16 protein-coding genes and 1 pseudogene are annotated in these 17,789 nt (G+C 67.6%); 10 read left to right on the forward strand and 7 right to left on the reverse strand.

Annotation, left to right across the window (positions count from 1 at the left end):
• Positions 1 to 152: 152 nt before the first annotated feature.
• Positions 153 to 584, forward strand: a complete 432-nt coding sequence (locus C8K14_RS09740) for a hypothetical protein (protein ID WP_133726786.1) — start codon at positions 153 to 155, stop codon at positions 582 to 584.
• 30 nt (positions 585 to 614) lie between these two features.
• Here the strand turns inward: C8K14_RS09740 and clpS are convergent, their stop codons facing one another.
• From clpS to C8K14_RS09755, 3 genes are all read right to left on the reverse strand, one after another.
• Positions 615 to 941, reverse strand: a complete 327-nt coding sequence (gene clpS, locus C8K14_RS09745) for an ATP-dependent Clp protease adapter ClpS (protein WP_028657709.1) — start codon at positions 939 to 941, stop codon at positions 615 to 617.
• A 381-nt stretch (positions 942 to 1,322) separates the two neighbouring features.
• Positions 1,323 to 2,402: a phasin family protein gene (locus C8K14_RS23200; RefSeq protein ID WP_107716495.1), complete on the reverse strand. Its 1,080-nt coding sequence runs from the start codon at positions 2,400 to 2,402 to the stop codon at positions 1,323 to 1,325.
• A gap of 219 nt (positions 2,403 to 2,621) precedes the next feature.
• Positions 2,622 to 4,517, reverse strand: a complete 1,896-nt coding sequence (locus C8K14_RS09755) for an alpha/beta hydrolase (protein ID WP_107716496.1) — start codon at positions 4,515 to 4,517, stop codon at positions 2,622 to 2,624.
• Between the two features lie 245 nt (positions 4,518 to 4,762).
• On the opposite strand from C8K14_RS09755, the gene C8K14_RS09760 reads away from it, so the two are divergent.
• Positions 4,763 to 5,962 (forward strand): LL-diaminopimelate aminotransferase, encoded by a 1,200-nt coding sequence (locus C8K14_RS09760; protein WP_054131884.1) that lies wholly within the window; start codon positions 4,763 to 4,765, stop codon positions 5,960 to 5,962.
• A 30-nt stretch (positions 5,963 to 5,992) separates the two neighbouring features.
• On the opposite strand, the gene C8K14_RS09765 is transcribed toward C8K14_RS09760, so the two are convergent.
• A complete protein-coding gene (locus C8K14_RS09765) occupies positions 5,993 to 7,348 on the reverse strand; it encodes an Nramp family divalent metal transporter (protein WP_233251000.1) in 1,356 nt (451 codons plus the stop codon).
• Positions 7,349 to 7,418: 70 nt separating this feature from the next.
• Positions 7,419 to 8,372 carry a cytochrome c family protein gene (locus tag C8K14_RS23120; RefSeq protein WP_107716498.1) on the reverse strand — a complete coding sequence of 318 codons (954 nt, stop codon included), beginning with the start codon at positions 8,370 to 8,372 and terminating at the stop codon, positions 7,419 to 7,421.
• Positions 8,373 to 8,597: 225 nt separating this feature from the next.
• On the opposite strand from C8K14_RS23120, the gene C8K14_RS09775 reads away from it, so the two are divergent.
• The 7 genes from C8K14_RS09775 to C8K14_RS09805 all read left to right on the forward strand — a co-directional run bounded on the left by C8K14_RS09775 (position 8,598) and on the right by C8K14_RS09805 (position 16,027).
• Entirely contained in the window at positions 8,598 to 9,506 is a 909-nt protein-coding gene (locus C8K14_RS09775) for a prephenate dehydratase (RefSeq protein ID WP_107716499.1), read from the forward strand.
• A gap of 69 nt (positions 9,507 to 9,575) precedes the next feature.
• A complete protein-coding gene (locus C8K14_RS09780) occupies positions 9,576 to 10,307 on the forward strand; it encodes a hypothetical protein (RefSeq protein ID WP_233251001.1) in 732 nt (243 codons plus the stop codon).
• Positions 10,304 to 11,653 carry a hypothetical protein gene (locus C8K14_RS09785; RefSeq protein WP_107716500.1) on the forward strand — a complete coding sequence of 450 codons (1,350 nt, stop codon included), beginning with the start codon at positions 10,304 to 10,306 and terminating at the stop codon, positions 11,651 to 11,653. The genes C8K14_RS09780 and C8K14_RS09785 overlap by 4 nt, the downstream gene beginning before the upstream one ends.
• A gap of 13 nt (positions 11,654 to 11,666) precedes the next feature.
• Positions 11,667 to 12,653, forward strand: coding sequence for a MoxR family ATPase (locus C8K14_RS09790; RefSeq protein WP_107716501.1), 987 nt, complete (start codon positions 11,667 to 11,669; stop codon positions 12,651 to 12,653).
• 22 nt (positions 12,654 to 12,675) lie between these two features.
• A complete protein-coding gene (locus C8K14_RS09795) occupies positions 12,676 to 14,052 on the forward strand; it encodes a DUF58 domain-containing protein (protein ID WP_107716502.1) in 1,377 nt (458 codons plus the stop codon).
• Positions 14,049 to 15,098 (forward strand): stage II sporulation protein M, encoded by a 1,050-nt coding sequence (locus C8K14_RS09800; RefSeq protein WP_022674515.1) that lies wholly within the window; start codon positions 14,049 to 14,051, stop codon positions 15,096 to 15,098. The genes C8K14_RS09795 and C8K14_RS09800 overlap by 4 nt, the downstream gene beginning before the upstream one ends.
• Positions 15,098 to 16,027 (forward strand): RDD family protein, encoded by a 930-nt coding sequence (locus tag C8K14_RS09805; RefSeq protein WP_022674514.1) that lies wholly within the window; start codon positions 15,098 to 15,100, stop codon positions 16,025 to 16,027. Before C8K14_RS09800 ends, C8K14_RS09805 begins: the two co-directional genes overlap by 1 nt.
• 6 nt (positions 16,028 to 16,033) lie before the next feature.
• On the opposite strand, the gene C8K14_RS09810 is transcribed toward C8K14_RS09805, so the two are convergent.
• On the reverse strand, positions 16,034 to 16,975 hold the full coding sequence (locus C8K14_RS09810; protein ID WP_107716542.1) for an isoaspartyl peptidase/L-asparaginase family protein: 942 nt from the start codon (positions 16,973 to 16,975) through the stop codon (positions 16,034 to 16,036).
• A 50-nt stretch (positions 16,976 to 17,025) separates the two neighbouring features.
• On the opposite strand from C8K14_RS09810, the gene C8K14_RS09815 reads away from it, so the two are divergent.
• Positions 17,026 to 17,490, forward strand: a complete 465-nt coding sequence (locus C8K14_RS09815) for a GNAT family N-acetyltransferase (protein WP_054131818.1) — start codon at positions 17,026 to 17,028, stop codon at positions 17,488 to 17,490.
• Positions 17,491 to 17,615: 125 nt separating this feature from the next.
• Here the strand turns inward: C8K14_RS09815 and C8K14_RS09820 are convergent.
• Positions 17,616 to 17,789: pseudogene (locus C8K14_RS09820) on the reverse strand (FAD-binding protein); the annotation flags it as partial.

Here is a 17,789-nt window from a genome sequence, read left to right on the forward strand (position 1 = left end):
GCCTGCGGCGCGGGACATCTGTGGATGTAGAACTGACAAAACGCTTCCGCGCTGGACCGGGCGATCAGGAAGGCGTGATGACAAGGCACCATCATGCCGTGTTGATTCCTGCCGGGCTGGCGCCACGGACAAGGGAACAGGCCGTGAATTTCGTGACGTCTGGATCACAGTGGTGGCAAGGGCGGCTGGCGCGGTGCAGCGCCCGGCCCGAGGAATTGACAGCGCTGGCCGATCGTTGCGAAACCCTGGCGCCCGATGAACAGCGCCTGGGCTTTGAACGCACGCTGCGCGCCCTGGGCGATGTCGCGCTGGCACCCGAAGGCGTGGCGGGCGACAATGACAGCCTGTGGGTCAGCCTGCTGGCTGATTCGGGTGCCTATGAAAGCGCGGCGCTGGCGCTGATCCCGCCGGCGGCGGCATTCAGCGGAGGGCGGCTGGAAGACGGGCGCTTTTCCGCGCAGATCGTCCTGCCCAGTGGCGCCGGCGCTCATTCGCGCGAGGCAAAGTCACTGGCAATGGCCTGGCTCGCCGCGCTGTTGCGCGCCGTGGCGCGCGAGATGATCGAGGAAAGCCGGCTGCATTGACGCTAACGCGGCGTCAGCGACTCCTTGGCGTCAGGCCTTTTCCAGCGTGCATTGCAGCGGGTGCTGGTTCTGCCGGGCGAAATCCATCACCTGGTTCACCTTGGTTTCGGCGATTTCATAAGGGAAAATGCCGCACACGCCCACGCCGCGTTGGTGCACGTGCAGCATTACGCGGGTGGCCTGCTCCAGATCCATGTGAAAGAAGCGCTTGAGGACCATCACCACGAATTCCATCGGGGTATAGTCGTCGTTGAGCATCAGCACTTTGAACATGCTGGGCTTCTTGGGCCGGGCGCGGGTGCGCGTGGCCAGGCCGATCATGTCGCCATCGTCGGTATCGCGATTGTCGCCCGCCATGAGCGGTGCTGCGAACGCCGGACGCACGCCAAGAGGAGCGCGGGCAGCGCGCGGCAGGGGGGCGGCGGACGCCGAGTGAGAAGCGGATCTGTGCATCGGAACCATGAATATCGCATCGCAGCCGCCCCGCGACAAGGGGGCGTTCGGGCAGCCCTGCCCGAAAAACGTTACCGAAACGGCAAATCGCGCCCTGTTTGCGATACACAGTGGGCCCGGTGGGGGCCGGGAAAGCGCCGCGCGTCAAAGCAAAAAGGCAGCCACGCCGCCATGGTGGGGCGTCGGCTGCCTTGATGCCGCTGGTGCTTGTCCAGGATAGTGGCCCGATCCAGCCGCCTTGCCCTGGTGGGCAAGACAGGCTGGGCCGGGCGAATCAGGTGCCGATCAGGCGGCGACCTTCATCTTTTCGACCGCGAGGCTGACGCGGTTGGAAATCGGCTGGAACGCTTCGTTGGCGAGCTTGAGCACGGCTTCGCTGTGCTTGCTGCTGGCCGCCACGGCTGCGTCGAACTGCTTGCGCATCAGGGCGGTGTGCTTTTCGAAGAATTCGGTCGGCGACTTGGCGCTGGCCAGTTCCTTGATTTCGGCGGTCAGGGTTTCCATCGCGGACTTGCCTTCGGCGGCATAGCCCTTGGTCAGTTCCTGCAGGCCCGAAGCAAGGATCTTGCTCGATTCCACGACGGCTTCGACGTTGCCCTTGGCGAATTCGCCGGCATCGCCAAAGGCGGCCTGGCTCTTTTCGAAGGCGGCCTTGGCCTTGTCAGAAGCGTCCTTGAAAGCGGACTGGAACTTGTCGGAAAATTCGTTGGCGGTGGTCATGATAGGGTGTTCCTTCCTGGAAGCCGCAGGCGCGGCGGCATGGTTCACGCGGGTCTTGAGCGGGGCCGGCACCATCGCGTGGGGGATACCGGTTCCTGGTCTGGGTGCCGTGACCGGCGGCTTTGCGCTGCCCGGCCCGCGCGCCGCCACGGGGGCGGGCTTGGGCTTGGCCGGCTTGGCCTCGGCAGGCTGGGCCGGCGCCGCCTTGGCGGCAACGGTCCGGGCCGGCAGCGGCTTGGCCGCGATCGCTTTCACCGGCTTGGCGGCCGGTGCCGGTTCGGGCTTGGTCACGCGGCTGGCGAGCGGCTTGCGCGCCTTGGCGGGAACTGGCTCCGAAACGGGCGATGCGTCCGGCGCTGCCACTGCTTCCGCGGCCTTTGGCGCAGCCACGGTGGGCTCTGCCGCAGGGGCGGGGGGTGTGGCGGGCGCCGGCTCTGCCGATGCCACTGCAGGGGTCACGAGCTTGCGTGCACGACGGGCGGCGGTTGTCGGTTCTGCCTGCTCCGTCGCGTGTGCCGCTGCGACGGTCGGTTCGACCGCGGGGGCGGGATCGGCAGCCACGACGGGCGCTGCGCCATCCGCCTGGGGGGCGGGGCTGGGCGTCACGTCGGGAAGCGTCCCTTCGTCCTTGGTTTGATCGGCCATGGCGTTACGGCTCCTGCAATGCGGCGAGGCAGGGACCGGATTGGCCTAAGGGTCGCACAATGGCGACGACTCAAGCCGAGAACGGCCTTACCTCTGCTGCATTGCAAAAAATAGGAATGCGCTGGCGGAAGTCAAGGTTTTTGTGCAGTGCACAATATCCATCTTGGAGGTAATTGCGCAACGTTGCCTAAACGTGTCGCCCGGCTTGTTGCGGCGCCGTCATCGCATGCGCACATATCGCCCTGGCGCGTCTTCTATTGCGTTGCGGCCGGGCACGCGGGCGCCTTTGGCTGGCACCGTGTCACCGTCCAGATCGGCCAGCCAGCCGCGCCAATCCGGCCACCAGCTACCCTTGGTTTCCTGGGCGCCAGCCACGAACGCCTCGAGGCTGGCGGGTTCGCCCGGGTTGGTCCAGTACTGGTACTTGCCAGCGGCCGGCGGGTTGACCACGCCGGCGATATGCCCCGATCCGGCCAGCACGAATTTCCACGGCCCGGCCAGGTGCCGGGTCAGCTTCCACACGCTGTTCGCCGGGGCGATGTGGTCTTCCCGCCCGGCCTGGATATAGCAGGGCGTGGTGATGCGGTGCAGGTCGATCGGGGTGCCATCGGCGCTCAGCGCGTCGGGCACTACCAGCTGGTTGTCGCGATATAGCTCGCTCAGATAGGCGCGGTGCCAGCGCGCGGGCAGGTTGGTGGTATCGCCGTTCCAGTAGAGCAGGTCGAACGCCGGATAATCCTCGCCCAGCAGGTAGTTGTTGATCACATAGTTCCAGATCAGGTCTGGCCCGCGCAGAAGGTTGAACGTGGCGGCGAGATAGCGCCCGTCGAGATAGCCATCGGTTTCCAGGCTTTCGAGCCAGCGCAACTGCGCGTCGTCAACGAAGTGGCACAGCTCTCCCGCCTCGCTGAAATCGACCTGCGCGGTAAAGAACGTGGCCGAGGCGACCTTGCCGGCCTCTCCGCGACGGGCCAGCACGGCCAGCGTGGCAGCTAGCGTGGTGCCGGCCACGCAATAGCCGATGGTGTGCACCGTGGGCACCGCCAGCTTCTGGCGCACCACGTCGATCGCTTCGATCTGGGCGCGCACGTAATCGTCCATCGTCACATCGGCCATGCTGGCGTCAGCCGATTTCCACGAGACCATGAACACGCTCAGCCCCTGGTCCAGTGCCCACGACACGAAGCTTTTCTTGGGGTTGAGATCGAGGATGTAGAACCGGTTGATCCACGGCGGAAAGATCAGCAGCGGCACGGCCGCGACCTGGTCGGTGGTGGGGGTGTAGTGGATAAGCTGGAACAGTGGCGTTTCGTGCACCACCTTGCCGGCCGTGGTGGCGATGTTGCGGCCCACCTCGAACGCCTCGCCATCGGTGTGGCTCAATTGTCCGCGGCGCAGGTCGGCCAGCAGATGCTCGACCCCCTTGACCAGGTTTTCGCCCCGCGTGGCCAGGGTGCGTTCGATCACCAGCGGGTTGGTCATCGGGAAATTGGCTGGCGACAGCGCCTCGGTGATCAGCCGCGTCATGAAGCGCACCTGGCCATGGCGCTCGGGCTCCAGGCCGGAAATCTCCTGCGCCATGTCTTCCAACCGTTCGGCCAACAGCAGATAGGTCTGGTGGAGCAGGGCGAACCACGGCTGTTCGCGCCAGCGCGGATCGGCAAAGCGGCGATCGCGGCGCGGCAGGGCATCGGGCGCCACATCGGCCGGAGCCTTGGCCGGCACGGTGCCTTGCGGGGCATAGAGTTCGATCACCCGGTTCCACAATTGCAGGCTTTCGTCCCACAGCCGCGCCTGGGTTTCGGCCTGGGTGATCGGCATCGTCCCGGCCCATTCATCGAACATCTGCTTCCAGCGGCCGCCATCGACCATGCGCAGCCAGGCCGGCTCTGCCACGGCGGTCTGTTCGGCCATGAAATCCAGCCACATCTTCTGCAGCTTGGCGCCCGACATCGCCCAGTGCTGGAAATCGCCCGGATCGGGGGCCTTGGCATGGGCAGTGGGCAGGAACGGCGCGGCCAAGGCCTGCATCGCCTCGGCCTGAAGGCGGAAAAGGTCTTCGAATACCGCGTTGTCGGTGGCAACCGGCGTCTTGGCATTACCCGTTTCGCGCATGGACGAACTTTCCCTCGTGACTTTCGGTCCCTGTCACCTGGCGCTGGTCACCGTGGCATACCCGGACCATGGACGTTCGCCCTTTTGCGCGCGGGCGGCACGGGCGGCAAGCCGCTTCGCGTCGCAAAGCGCGAGAGTGGCGCTGCAACAAGGCGCGCGGTGCAGCCCATGATTGGCGAAGCGGATCGATTGGCGTAAGGGGGCGGTCCCGGCAATCCTGCCGGCAAGCATTACGAGTCATGCCCGTGGAAGAAGAGTTCTACCGCATCAAGCGCCTGCCGCCCTATGTCATCGCCGAAGTCAACGCGATGCGGGCCGCAGCCCGCGCCAGCGGACGGGACATCATCGACCTGGGCATGGGCAACCCCGATCTGCCGCCGCCCGCGCATGTGATCGAAAAGCTGTGCGAAGTGGCGCAAAAGCCTTCGGCCCATGGCTATTCGGCGTCCAAGGGCATCCCCGGCATCCGCAAGGCGCAGGCGAACTATTACGCCACCCGCTTCAATGTGGAGCTGGACCCGGAAACCGAAGTCGTCATGACGATGGGATCGAAGGAAGGCCTGGCGAGCCTGGCCACCGCGATCACCGCGCCTGGTGACGTGGTGCTGGCGCCCAATCCATCCTACCCGATCCACACCTTCGGCTTCATCATCGCCGGCGCCACGATCCGGTCGGTGCCGACCACGCCCGACGAACGCTATTGGGAATCGCTCGATCGCGCGATGGCCTTCACCGTGCCGCGCCCGTCGATCCTGATCGTCAACTATCCGTCCAACCCCACGGCCGAGACGGTCGACCTGGCATTCTACGAACGCCTGGTGGCCTGGGCCAAGGAGAACAAGGTCTGGATCCTGTCGGACCTGGCTTATTCCGAACTCTATTTCGATGGCCAGCCGACCCGCTCGATCCTGGAAGTGCCGGGTGCCAAGGACGTGGCGGTGGAATTCACCTCGATGTCCAAGACCTTTTCCATGGCCGGCTGGCGCGTGGGCTTTGCCGTGGGCAACAAGCGCCTGATCGCCGCGCTGACCCGCGTGAAATCCTATCTCGATTACGGCGCGTTCACGCCGATCCAGGCGGCGGCCTGCGCCGCGCTCAACGGCCCGCAGGATATCGTCGAGCAGAACCGCAAGCTCTACCAGAAGCGCCGCGACGTGATGGTCGAGGCGTTCGGCCGCGCCGGGTGGGAGATTCCCAGCCCCAAGGCCTCGATGTTTGCCTGGGCGCCGTTGCCGCCCGCATTGAAGCACATGGGCAGCCTGGAGTTTTCCAAGCAGCTCTTGACCCAGGCCGAAGTCGCCGTGGCACCGGGCGTGGGCTATGGCGAGGACGGCGAGGGCTTTGTTCGCATCGCCATGGTCGAAAACGAACAGCGGCTGCGCCAGGCCGCGCGCAATATCAAGCGCTACCTCACCAGCATGGGCGTCAACGCCTCGGCCGCGTAAGGCAGGGGTGAAGGGGGCAACGCGCCCCCTTCACAGCCCGGCAACAAGCGCGAGATTGGCCGCCAGGATCAGCGCGAACAGCAGCCAGCCGATCGCGAGCATGAGCCGCGACGCGGCGAAGCGGCCCATCACCTGGCGGTTGCCGGCAAAGCGCAGCAGCGGCCAGATCGCGAACGGCAATTGCAGCGACAGCACGACCTGGGTTGTCACCAGCAATTTCCCCACTGCGCCCTGGCCCAGCCACAGCACCCCGGCCAGCGCCGGCACGATCGCCAGCGCGCGGGTAAGGATGCGGCGCTGCCAGCAGGGAATCTTGAGGTTAAGGAAACCCTCCAGCACGACCTGACCGGCCACCGTGCCGGTGAACGTGGCGCTTTGCCCGGCGGCGAGCAGCGCCACGCCGAACAGCAGCGGCGCCAGGCCCGCCCCGGTGATCGGCGCGAGCAGCCGCCACGCATCCTCAATCGAGCCGACATCGCGGTGGCCATGGCCGTGGAAGGCTTCTGCCGCCAGCACCAGGATCGCCACGTTGACGAGTGTTGCCAGCAGCAGCGAGACCACTGTATCGGCGCCAGCCAGGCGCAGGGCGCGGCGCGTGCCCTGCTCTGACCGATCGCCCAGCCGCGTCTGCACCACGCTGGAATGCAGGTAGAGATTGTGGGGCATGACTGTCGCCCCCAGGATGCCGATCGCCAGCACGAGCGCGCCGGGCTGAGCGAGGCGCGCCAGATCGGGCACGGCGCCGGCGGCCAGCGCGGCACCATCCACCCCCACGATCGCCAGCTGCACGCCAAAGCACAGCGTGATCGTGGCGATCAGGCCCAGCACGATCGCCTCAAGCTGGCGAAAGCCATGGCCCTTGAGGCCAAGCACGATCAGCGTATCCAGCCCGGTGAGCAGCACGCCCACCCACAGCGGCACCCGGAACAGCAGGTGCAGCGCCAGCGCCGCGCCCAGCACTTCGGCAATGTCGGTGGCAATGATCGCCAGTTCGGCCAGCAGCCACAACGCGCGGCAGGCGGCGGGGGAATAGTGGCGGCGGGCCAGCTGGGCCAGATCCTGGCCGCTTGCCAGGCCCACCCGCATCGCCAGCGATTGCAGCACGATTGCCGCCAGCCCGCAGGCCAGCACCACGAACAGCAGGCCATGGCCAAACTGCGACCCGGCGGCGATATCGGTGGCCCAGTTGCCCGGGTCCATATAGCCCACGGCCACCAGCAGGCCGGGCCCCGCCGCCTGCCACAGCACGCGCCACCACGGGCCCCGGCTGGCAACGGCGACGGTGCCGCGCACCTCGGATGGGCAGAACGGGGCCGTGGCGGTGGTGGGCAGCGAAAGCCGGCTGGCCAGAGACGCAAGCGAAGACATGGCGCGAGCCTTAGCCATCAGCGCCAAAGAAGAAACCCCGCCTGACAGGGCAGGCGGGGTTTCTAATTCCTCAAATGGGCGAGGTGGCTTACTTGGCTGGTGCAGCCGCCGGTGCTGCGGCGCCCAGGCTCAGCTTGCCACCCTTGCTGTTGAGATAGGCGATCACGTCGGCGCGGTCCTGCGCGCTGGTGAGGCCGGCAAAGGTCATCTTGGTGCCCTGCGCGAACTTGGCCGGGCCGCTCAGCCACTGGTCCAGCGTGGCCTGGTCCCACACGCCCTTGTGCGCCTTGAGCGCATCGGAGAAGGCATAGCCGCCGCGGCCCTCGGCAATGGCATCACCGGCCACGCCATAGAGGTTGGGGCCAATGCCATTGGCGCCGCCCTGCTCGATGGTGTGGCAGGCCATGCACTTGGCAAAGACCTTCTCGCCCTTGGCCGCATCGCCAACCATCGCCGCCGGGGCTGCTGCGCCCGCCGGGGCCGCGCCGGCTGCCGGCACCGCTTCGGGCGCGGGCAAGGGCAGGTTGGAGCCCTTGGAGTTGAGATAGAGAATCACGTTGGCGCGATCCATCGGATCGGACAGGCCGGCGAACGACATCTTGGTGCCGTCGGCAAACTTCTTGGGATTGGTCAGCCATTCATCCAGCGACGCGAAATCCCACTTGCCGGTCTTGGACTTGAGCGAATCGGAGAAGGCATAGCCGCCGCGCCCTTCGGCACGGGCATCGCCCACCACGCCCCACAGGTTGGGACCGATGCCGTTGGCCGCGCCCTGGTCGATGGTGTGGCAGGCCTTGCACTTGGCAAAGATCGCCTCGCCCTTGGCGGCATCGGCCTTGGCCAGGCGGTTGGCGATCGGCTCGACCACAGCGGCCGCTGCGGCGCCGCCCTCGGGCTCTACCCCGGCGATGGCATAGCCCATCTTTTCCGGGCGCTCATGCTTGTCAGCAAGAAAATAATGGGCGGACAACGTTGAAAGGCCAAGGGCCACGATACCACCAAACAAGGTCCATCCTGCGATCGTATTGAAACGGTCGTCCATTCCCAGCCCCATTTATCGCACGCATTTTCGGCCCGCTGCCGATACGCACCTTTTGCGGGTGGGATAATCAGCCCCCCGCGCCGGCGCAAGTGCGATTAGAGCCGCAAGGGAAACTGCGTCTGTGATCCAGAACAAATTTCATGCTTGTCCCGGCTGCATTCCGGCCAGCATTTGCGCGGGATTGCGCTTGCCCCGGGGGCGAAATTGCGCCTAACGGCAGCAGCCATGCAAAGTTTTCCTGAACCCGCCCGCCTGCTTGTCGATCGCATGAGTGCCGCTGCTGCGGCCGATCCGGGCCGCGCCGTGGCGTTTCAGGGCGCGCCGGGCGCCAATTCGCACCGGGCGGCAATGGAAGTGATGCCCGATGGACTGCCGCTGCCGTGCTTTTCGTTCGAGGATGCACTCGATGCGGTAAAGGACGGGCGCGCGGGCCAGGCGATCATCCCGATCGAGAATTCGCAGCATGGCCGCGTGGCCGATATCCATTTCCTGCTGCCCGAAAGCGGCCTGTCGATCGTGGCCGAGCATTTCCTCGACATTCACCACTGCCTGATGGCGCGGCCTGGCGCCGGGCAGATCGGCGCGGCCTACAGCCATCCCCAGGCGCTGGGCCAGTCCCGTTTCTACCTGCGCGAGCGGGGAATCGTGCCGATGGCCTATGCCGATACCGCCGGCGCCGCCGCGCTGGTGGCCGAAAGCGGTGAGGCCGGCATTGCCGCCATCGCCCCGCGCATCGCTGCCGAACTCTATGGGCTGGACCTGCTGGCCGAAGACATCGAGGACGCGCACGACAACACCACGCGGTTCGTGCTGCTGTCGAAAACGCCGCGCGATCCGGCCACGCTCAACGGGGATTCGCGCGCCGGCCAGGCGCTGACGACGTTCGTGTTCGAGGTGCGCAACATCCCCGCCGCGCTCTACAAGGCGCTGGGCGGCTTTGCCACCAATGGCGTCAACATGACCAAGCTGGAAAGCTACCAGAAGGGCGCCAGCTTTGCCGCCACGATGTTTTATGCCGATATCGTCGGCGCGCCGGGCGACCCGGCTGTGGACCGCGCCCTGGAAGAACTGGCCTATTTTGCCAAGGACTTGCGCATTCTCGGCTCCTATCCGCTGGAGCGCGGCCGGGGTTAGGCGCAGCCTTCGGGCACGCGGTCCAATCTGCGCTTGCGGCGCGCGCGGCGGCATGCAACGAACGGAGATGTGAGCACCGTTGCAGCGGCCGGAAGGGCCGTGACCGCCACCGCGCAAGGCCCCGCCGCATCGGCGCAGGCAGATGCTGCCCGTGCCGAGCACGCCTGGCAGACGGTGCGGGGCATGGGCGATATCCAGTTTGCGCCGGTGCCGCCGCCTCCCGCCGATCCGCCCTATGTGCCGCCGCACTGGTTGCAGGCGCTGGTCAATGCGCTGGCGCAGGTGCTGGAATGGATCAACCTGCATGTGTTCCTGCCGCTGGGCCTTGCCCTGGCCCGGTCTGAACAACTGCTGCTGGTGATGATCTGCGTGGTCGGGCTGGCGGCGCTGGCCTGGCTGGCGTGGTCGTTGCTGGCGCCCTGGCTGCGCGCCCGCCGCGCCCGCGCCGGGGTGACTGCGCCGGAATGGAGCCCGACGCCGCAGGCTGCGCTGGCCCTGCTGGAAGATGCCGATGCCTTGGCCGCGCAGGGCCGTTATGCCGAGGCGGTGCACCTGCTCTTGCAGCGCAGCGTGGCCGATATCGGCGCCGCGCGGCCCGATTGGCTCGCCCCGTCGAGCACGGCCCGCGAAATCGCCGTGCTGCCCGCGCTGCCGGTCGAGGCGCGCCAGGCCTTTGCCACCATGGCCGACGAAGTAGAGCGCGCGCGCTATGCCCTGCGCGCGCCGGGCCTGGGTGAATGGCAGCGTGCGCGCGGCGCCTATGCCGCCTTTGCCCTGCAATCGCTGGAGGCGCAGGCATGAGCACGGCGGACACGCACGCCGGCGGATCGAGCGCGGGCGGCGCCAGCGCCCCCTTTGCACGCGGCACCGTGCTTGCCCTCCTGCTGGTCGGCGCAGCGCTGTTCGTGGGCCTCTTGTGGTTTCTCGGCCACGCCGCGTCGCCGGCCAACAATGGCGGCGGCCATGCCAGCGGGCGCGGGCTCAACGGCTATGCCGCGCTGGCAGCGCTGGCCCAGGAAGATGGCTACACCGTGGCGCGTACCCGCAGCGAGAGCGGGATGGAGCAGCCCGGCGTGCTGGTGCTCACCCCGCTGCCCGATGCCGATGGCAAGGCGATTGCCCGCATCGTCGACAAGCGCCGCACGATCGGCCCCACCGTGATCATCACGCCCAAGTGGCAGGCCAGCCTCTTGGATCGCAAGGAAAAGCGCCCGCGCGGCTGGACCCGGATCAACGGCGTGAGCCTGGCGCAATGGCCCGGCTTTGCCGATGACGTGACAGTGTCGCTCAACGGCGAAAAGGGTGCCCAAGGGCACGGCTGGCGCACCGCCGCTGGCCGCAGCGGCCCCCTGCCCAACGACAAGCTGGTGGTTTCGGGCACCGGCCAGGCGCTGGTGCCGCTGGTCACCACCTCCGACGGGCGGACGCTGGCTGCCTATCGCGATGACAACGGCTATTATCCTTCGCTCGATCGGTTGGCCGATGTCGAACCGCCCACGGTCGATCCTTCCGGCCCTGACGGCGAAGACGGCGGGCGCAACATGGATCTGCACCCGGTGATCCTGGTGTTCGAGCCTGACCTGATGGACAATTACGGCCTGGCCAACCGGCAGACCGCCATGCTGGCGCTGGATATCCTGCATGCCGCCGCGGTCGATTCGGGCAGCCGCGCGATCACTTTCGACCTGAGCCTGGCCGGGCTGGGTGGCCGTCCCAACCTGTTGACCCTGGCGTTCGAGCCGCCGTTCCTGGCGGCAACGGTTGGCCTGTTGCTCACGCTGCTGGCGGTGGGGTGGCGCGCATTCTGCCGCTTTGGCCCGCCGCGCACCGCGCCGCCATCGATCCCGCCGGGCAAGACCACGCTGGTGGCCAACAGCGCGGCCCTGATTCGCCGCGCGGGACGCCTGCACCTGTTGACCGTGCCCTTTGTCGATGCCCTGCGCGAGCGGCTGGTGGCGCGGCTGGGGCTGCGGCGCGGGGCGGCGGCCGAGCAGGTCGATCCGCTGATCGATGCCCATCTTGCGCGGCTGCATCCCGATAGCGTGCCATTCTCTATCGCGGCGGCCCAGCTTGCCGCCGCACATCGCCCGGCCGATGCCGTGCGCGCGGCGCAGGCGCTGCACACCCTGGAAAAGGATCTTGCGTGACCAAGGAAACCCTATGACCGAGGCAGCTTTCGAACCTGGCGCGTTCAGCCTGGATGATGTGCGCACGCTGGCCGATGCGATTCGTGCGCAAGTGGCCAAGGCCGTGGTTGGCCAGGACAGCGTGGTCGATCACCTGCTGGTGGCGCTGCTGGCTGGCGGCCATGTCTTGCTGGAAGGCCCGCCGGGCACGGCCAAGACCCTGGTCGCACAAAGCTTTGCCACCGCGGTGGGCCTCGATTTCGGGCGCATCCAGTTTACCCCCGATCTCATGCCGGGCGATATACTGGGGTCGAACCTGTTCAATTTCCAGACCAGCCAGTTCACGCTCACGCGCGGGCCGATCTTCCACGACATCGTGCTGGCCGATGAAATCAACCGCACCCCGCCCAAGACGCAGGCTGCCCTGCTCGAAGCGATGCAGGAACGCCGCGTGACGCTGGATGGCACCGCCCATCTGCTGCCCGCGCACTTCATGGTGGTGGCCACGCAGAACCCGATCGAGAGCCAGGGCGTCTATCCCTTGCCCGAGGCGCAGCTCGACCGCTTCCTGTTCAAGCTGCTGGTCGATTATCCCTCGGCCGAGGAAGAGGCGCGCATCGTTACCCGCTATGGCGAGGGGCGCACCGGGCTGCATCCGGCGCAGATGGGCGTTGCGGCTGTGGCCGATGCCCGCGCCGTGGCAAGTGCGCAGGCCGCGCTCAAGGCTGTTACCCTGGCCGAGCCGCTGGTCGATTATATCGTCGCGCTGGTGCGCGGCACGCGCGACAATGGCGATCTGCTGGCCGGTGCCTCGCCCCGCGCGGCGGTCTTGCTGGCGGGCGCGGCACGGGCGCGCGCGGCGCTGGCGGGCCGCGACTATGCCATCCCTGACGATATCAAGAGCCTGGCCACGGCGGTTCTGCGCCATCGCATGGTGTTGAGCCCGGCGGCCGAGATCGAGGGGCGCCAAGCCGAGGCGATCGTGGCGGATCTGGTGCAGCGCACCCCGGCGCCGCGCTGACCGGCCCGGCTGACGCGGCCCCATGCCCATCCTGCGCTTTCCCCGCCTGCGCCCCTCCGGCCCTGCTGCCTGGCCCAGTCTTGCCGTCTATCCCACGGCGCGGGCGGTGCTGCTGCTGGCGCTGACGGCGCCTGCTGGCCTGCTGCTCGCCACCCTGGCGCCACAGGCCTGGATCGTGGCGCCGGCGGCCGGTGCGGCACTGATCGCGCTGGTCCTGCTCGATGCGCTGATGGCCGGCCGCCTGCACGAGGCGCGCCTGGCCATGGCCGCCGATGCCGAGGTGGGCCAGGACGTGCGCTTTACCCTGCATGCCGCGCTCGCCGGCGGCAGTGGCGCGCCGATGGCGGCGATTGCCTGCGATCCGCGCCTGGCCGACGGCGGGCGCGTGGCACTGCCGCTGGTGCGCGATCCCGCCGGCGAGGGTGCCTGGTCTGCGCAGGGCAGCCTGTTTCCGTCACGCCGGGGCACGGCGCGGATCGATACGCTGTGGCTGCGCTGGAGCGGGCCGCTCGGGCTGGGCCATCGCCAGGTGCGCCGCGTGCTGGATCAGGCCCTGCGGGTGTGGCCCGATATCGCCCCGGTGCGCAGCCCGGCCTTGCAGATATTCCTGCGCGATGCCGCCTTTGGCCTGGTGGCGCGTCGCATTCGCGGCGAAGGGACCGAGTTCGAGGCCCTGGCCGATTACGAGCCGGGCATGGATCGCCGCCGCATCGACTGGAAAAGCTCGGCCCGCCATGGCCGCCTGTTTGCCAAGGAATACGAGACCGAGCGCAACAACCAGATCGTGTTCGCGTTCGATTGCGGACAGGCGATGATCGAGCCACTGGGCGGACTGCCCCGGCTCGACCGCGCTATCACTGCGGCGCTGACTACGGCCTGGGTGGCATTGAAGGCGCAGGATCGCGTGGCGGTCTATGGCTTTGCCGCGCGGCCGCTGGCGCTCTCGCCGTTCGTCACCGCCACGCGCGATTTCGCCCGCCTGCAACGCAGCGCTGCCGGGTTCGACTATCATGGCGAAGAGCCGAATTTCACCTTTGCCATGGCCACGCTGGCCACGCGCCTGCAGCGCCGCTCGCTGGTGGTGGTGTTTTCCGATTTCACCGATCCGACCAGCGCCGAACTGATGATCGAAAGCCTGGGACGGCTGATGGAGCGGCACCGCGTGCTGTTCGTGGTCATGGCCGATGCCGAACTGGCCGGCCTGGCCACGGCCAGCCCCGATACGCTCGATGCCATGGCCCGCGCGGTGACGGCCACGGCCTTGCAACGCCAGCGCGCGCTGGTGCTGCAGCGCTTGCGCCAGATGGGCGTGCGCGTGGTCGAGGCGCCGTTCGAGCAGATCGGCACGCGGCTGATCGATGCCTATCTGGGCGTGAAACGCGAAGGGAGCCTGGGATGATCGCGCGCTGGTTTGGCAAGAACGCCGGGCAGGATGCTGCGGTGGAAGCGGCCGCCCTGCGCTCCGATCGCTTTCGCCAGGCGCGCGAGGGCGATTGGCAGCGGCTGGACGCGATCGTTACGCGGATCGAGGGCGGGCGCCTGCGCAAGCTGTCGGATGATGATCTGCTGGCCTTGCCCGCGCTTTACCGCACCGTCGTTTCCAGCCTGGCGATCGCGCGGGAAACCTCGCTCGACCAGGCGCTGATCAGCTATCTGGAAGGGCTGGCGCGGCGCGCGTGGTTTGCCGTCTATGGCCCGCGCGAAGGGCTGGGCGCCTGGCTCGCGCGCTTTTTCCGGGGCGGGTGGAGCGCGGCGGTGCGCGGACTGGGCCGCGACCTGCTGATCGCGCTGGCGGTGATGGTGCTGGGCACGGTGGTGGGCTGGCTGCTGGTGTCGAGCAATCCCGACTGGTTCTACAGCCTGATGGGCGGCATGGGCGACGATGTGCGGGTGCCCGGCGCCACGCGCGAGGCCTTGCGCCACACCCTGTTCGGCCAACAGGACCAGAACGGCCTGTCGATGTTTGCCGCGTTCCTGTTCAGCAACAATGCCCAGGTTTCGCTGTTTGCCTTCGCCCTGGGCTTTGCCTTTGGCGTGCCGTCGGTCCTGCTGCTGATCCACAACACGGCCGGGCTGGGCGCGCTGCTGTGGCTCTATCACGGGCAGGGCCTGACGCTGGACCTCATCGGCTGGCTGGCGATCCACGGCACGACGGAGCTGTTTGCCATCCTGCTGGCGGGCGCGGCGGGCATCCATATCGGCCGCGCCATGGCCTTTCCCGGCGATCTGCCGGTGCTGACCGCCGCAGCGGTGGCGGGGCGGCGCGCCGCGCAGGTGATGGTGGGGGTGGTGCTGATGCTGGTGCTGGCGGCGCTGCTCGAAGGCTTTGGCCGCCAGTTGATCGATTCGACCACGACCCGGCTGGCCATCGGCGGCACAATGCTGGCGCTGTGGAACGCCTATTTCTTTGCCTATCGCCCGGCTCGGGCGCGGGTGAGCAACTGATGGCGCGGCGCCCACGCTCGTCCGCCCAGGTGCCGCGCCGCCCCGCGCCTGATCGCCGTCAGCGCCAGGTGGTGACGCCCGAAGGCGTGCCATTGCCCTTCACCATCGGCGCGCGCGGGGCACGAGCCCTGGCGCTGCTGCTCGATCAGATCCTGATCGTGGCGACTATGGCGGGCCTGTCCTACCTGCTGTTTTCGCTGGCCCGGGCCATCAACCTCAAGGCCAATGCCAGCGGCGATTTCGTTGGCCAAGCGGTGGTTGTGGTGTGGGTGGTGGTGATGTTCCTGTTTCGCCACATCTGGTTTCTCTATTTCGAACTCGGCCCGCGCGGGGCCACGCCGGGCAAGCGCGCGCTGGGCCTGCGGGTGGCAGCGCGCGATGGCGGCCGCTTGACGACAGAGGCGGTGGTGGCGCGCAATTTCCTGCGCGATATCGAGCTGACCTTGCCGGTGATCTTCGTGTCGACCGCGCTGATCCAGGGAGAGGATGCCACCGTTGCCGGCTGGGCCGGGGCGGCGTGGTTCCTGATCTTCGCGTTCTTTCCGTTCTTCAACCGCGACGCCTTGCGCGCCGGAGACGTGGTAGCCGGCACCTGGGTGGTGGAAGCCGGGCGCGACCGGTTGAAGGCGGCGCTTTCCACCGGGGCAGGCGCGCAGGGGCGCAGCACGCTGACCGAAAACCGCTATGAATTCGGCGAGGCCGAACTCGCGATCTATGGCGAGTACGAACTGCAGGTGCTCGAACGCGTGCTGCGTGAAAACCGCGAGGAAGCCATGGTCGATGTGGCGCAGGCGATCTGCGCCAAGATCGGTTGGAACAGTGGCCGGGGTGACGAGCGCGCGTTTCTGGAAGCCTATTACACCCAGCTGCGCGCCCGCCTGGAACGCGGCATGCGCTTTGGCCAGCGCAAGGCCGACAAGTTTTCGTGAGCCGCGTTATTCCCCGGTGAAGATTGCCACGTCGGCCCGGCCGGTGTGATCGGCAAAGCCGCGATAGAGACCCTTGGTGTTGAACGCGTGGGTGAGGTTGCCCTGCGCGTCGACCGCGATAATGCCGCCCACGCCGCCCATCTCGCCCACTTCGCCCAGCACGGCTTGCGTTGCGTCGGCCAGGCTTTCGCCGGCCAGGCGCACGCGCGCGGCGATTTCGTGGCCCACGCCCACGCGGATGAACACCTCACCCGTGCCGGTGCACGACACCGCGCAGGCGCGGTTGTCGGCATAAGTGCCCGCGCCGATCACCGGCGAATCGCCGATGCGGTTCCAGCGCTTGCCGGTCAGGCCGCCGGTGGATGTCGCGGCGGCCAGGTTGCCTTGCGCGTCGCAGGCGACGGCGCCCACCGTGCCGAACTTGAGATCGGCATCGAACCAGCCGTCCTTGCGGGCCTTGAACTCGTGCAACTGGCGGCGGCGCTCGTCGGTGGCGAACCAGGCCGGGTCCACCTCTTCCATGCCGTGGTCACGGGCAAATTCCTCGGCCCCGCTCCCGGCCAGGAACACGTGCGGCCCCTGTTCCATCACCGTGCGCGCCAGGCGCACCGGGTTGCGCGTGCGGGTGACGGCGCAGACCGAGCCGGCCGCGCGGGTGCGCCCGTCCATGATCGCTGCGTCGAGTTCGTTGGTTTCCTGATAGGTGAAGACCGCGCCGCGCCCGGCGTTGAAATGGGGATCATCCTCCAGCGCGCAGACAGCGGCGGTAACCGCATCGATCGCCGTGCCACCGGCGCGCAGCACGGCCGCGCCGGCATCCAGCGCCTGGGCCAAGGCCACGCGATAGTCGGCCGCCATGGCTTCGTCCATGATGTCGGGAGACATGGCGCCAGCGCCGCCATGGATGGCCAGGCTCCAGCGCGAAGAGGAATGCGTTGCATCGGTCATGCCGCCGGCGATAGCAGATGCAACCGGTTTGGCCAGATGGAGCGCGTGCAATGCCTGAGGTGACGATACGCCAGGATGATCTTTCCGGTGCGGCGATCCAGGCGCTGGTGGCGCTGCACCTGGGCGGCATGCATGCCCATTCTCCGGCGTGCAAGGTCCACGCCCTGCCGCTCGATGCGCTGCGCGCGCCCGGCGTCACGTTCTTTTCCGCCTGGGTGGGCGATGATCTGGCGGGAATGGGCGCGCTCAAGATGCTGGCAGGCGATCACGGCGAACTCAAATCGATGCGCGTGGCGCCGCAATGGCTGGGGCAGGGGATCGGCAAGGCCATGCTGCGCCATCTGCTCGCGACGGCGCGGGCAATGGGCATGGCGCGGGTCAGCCTGGAAACCGGGCGCGGTGCGGCGTTCGAACCGGCCATCGCGCTCTATCGCGCCCACGGCTTCGTGCCTTGCGGGGCGTTTGCCGATTATGTGGTGGATGATTTCAGCCAGTGCCTGACGCTGGCTTTGTGAGGGGGGCTTGCCTGGAACATCCCCTCCCCTAACCCCTCCCGCACGCGGGAGGGGAACATAAAAAAGCCCCCTCCTCTTCAGAGGAGGGGGTTTGGGGTGGTGGAAACCGTGAGCGATCTATCGGCTCAAAGCTTGCCCACCAGCTCCGGCACGGCGGTAAACAGATCAGCCACCAGGCCCACGTCGGCCACCTGGAAGATCGGCGCGTCTTCGTCCTTGTTGATGGCGATGATGGTCTTTGAGTCCTTCATGCCGGCAAGGTGCTGGATCGCCCCGGAAATCCCCACCGCGACATAGAC

Origin of the sequence: Novosphingobium sp. GV079, from assembly GCF_003058045.1 — a bacterium.
GTDB classification, from domain to species: Bacteria; Pseudomonadota; Alphaproteobacteria; order Sphingomonadales; family Sphingomonadaceae; genus Novosphingobium; species Novosphingobium capsulatum.

Bases quoted from the DNA above. Each gene is read 5' to 3' on its own strand.
- clpS (WP_028657709.1), bottom strand. From the start codon at position 941: ATGGCGGGCGACAATCGCGATACCGACGATGGCGACATGATCGGCCTG.
- C8K14_RS23200 (WP_107716495.1), bottom strand. From the start codon at position 2,402: ATGGCCGATCAAACCAAGGACGAAGGGACGCTTCCCGACGTGACGCCC.
- C8K14_RS09755 (WP_107716496.1), bottom strand. From the start codon at position 4,517: ATGCGCGAAACGGGTAATGCCAAGACGCCGGTTGCCACCGACAACGCG.
- C8K14_RS09765 (WP_233251000.1), bottom strand. From the start codon at position 7,348: ATGGCTAAGGCTCGCGCCATGTCTTCGCTTGCGTCTCTGGCCAGCCGG.
- C8K14_RS23120 (WP_107716498.1), bottom strand. From the start codon at position 8,372: ATGGACGACCGTTTCAATACGATCGCAGGATGGACCTTGTTTGGTGGT.
- C8K14_RS09775 (WP_107716499.1), top strand. From the start codon at position 8,598: ATGCAAAGTTTTCCTGAACCCGCCCGCCTGCTTGTCGATCGCATGAGT.
- C8K14_RS09785 (WP_107716500.1), top strand. From the start codon at position 10,304: ATGAGCACGGCGGACACGCACGCCGGCGGATCGAGCGCGGGCGGCGCC.
- C8K14_RS09790 (WP_107716501.1), top strand. From the start codon at position 11,667: ATGACCGAGGCAGCTTTCGAACCTGGCGCGTTCAGCCTGGATGATGTG.
- C8K14_RS09795 (WP_107716502.1), top strand. From the start codon at position 12,676: ATGCCCATCCTGCGCTTTCCCCGCCTGCGCCCCTCCGGCCCTGCTGCC.
- C8K14_RS09800 (WP_022674515.1), top strand. From the start codon at position 14,049: ATGATCGCGCGCTGGTTTGGCAAGAACGCCGGGCAGGATGCTGCGGTG.
- C8K14_RS09805 (WP_022674514.1), top strand. From the start codon at position 15,098: ATGGCGCGGCGCCCACGCTCGTCCGCCCAGGTGCCGCGCCGCCCCGCG.
- C8K14_RS09810 (WP_107716542.1), bottom strand. From the start codon at position 16,975: ATGACCGATGCAACGCATTCCTCTTCGCGCTGGAGCCTGGCCATCCAT.
- C8K14_RS09815 (WP_054131818.1), top strand. From the start codon at position 17,026: ATGCCTGAGGTGACGATACGCCAGGATGATCTTTCCGGTGCGGCGATC.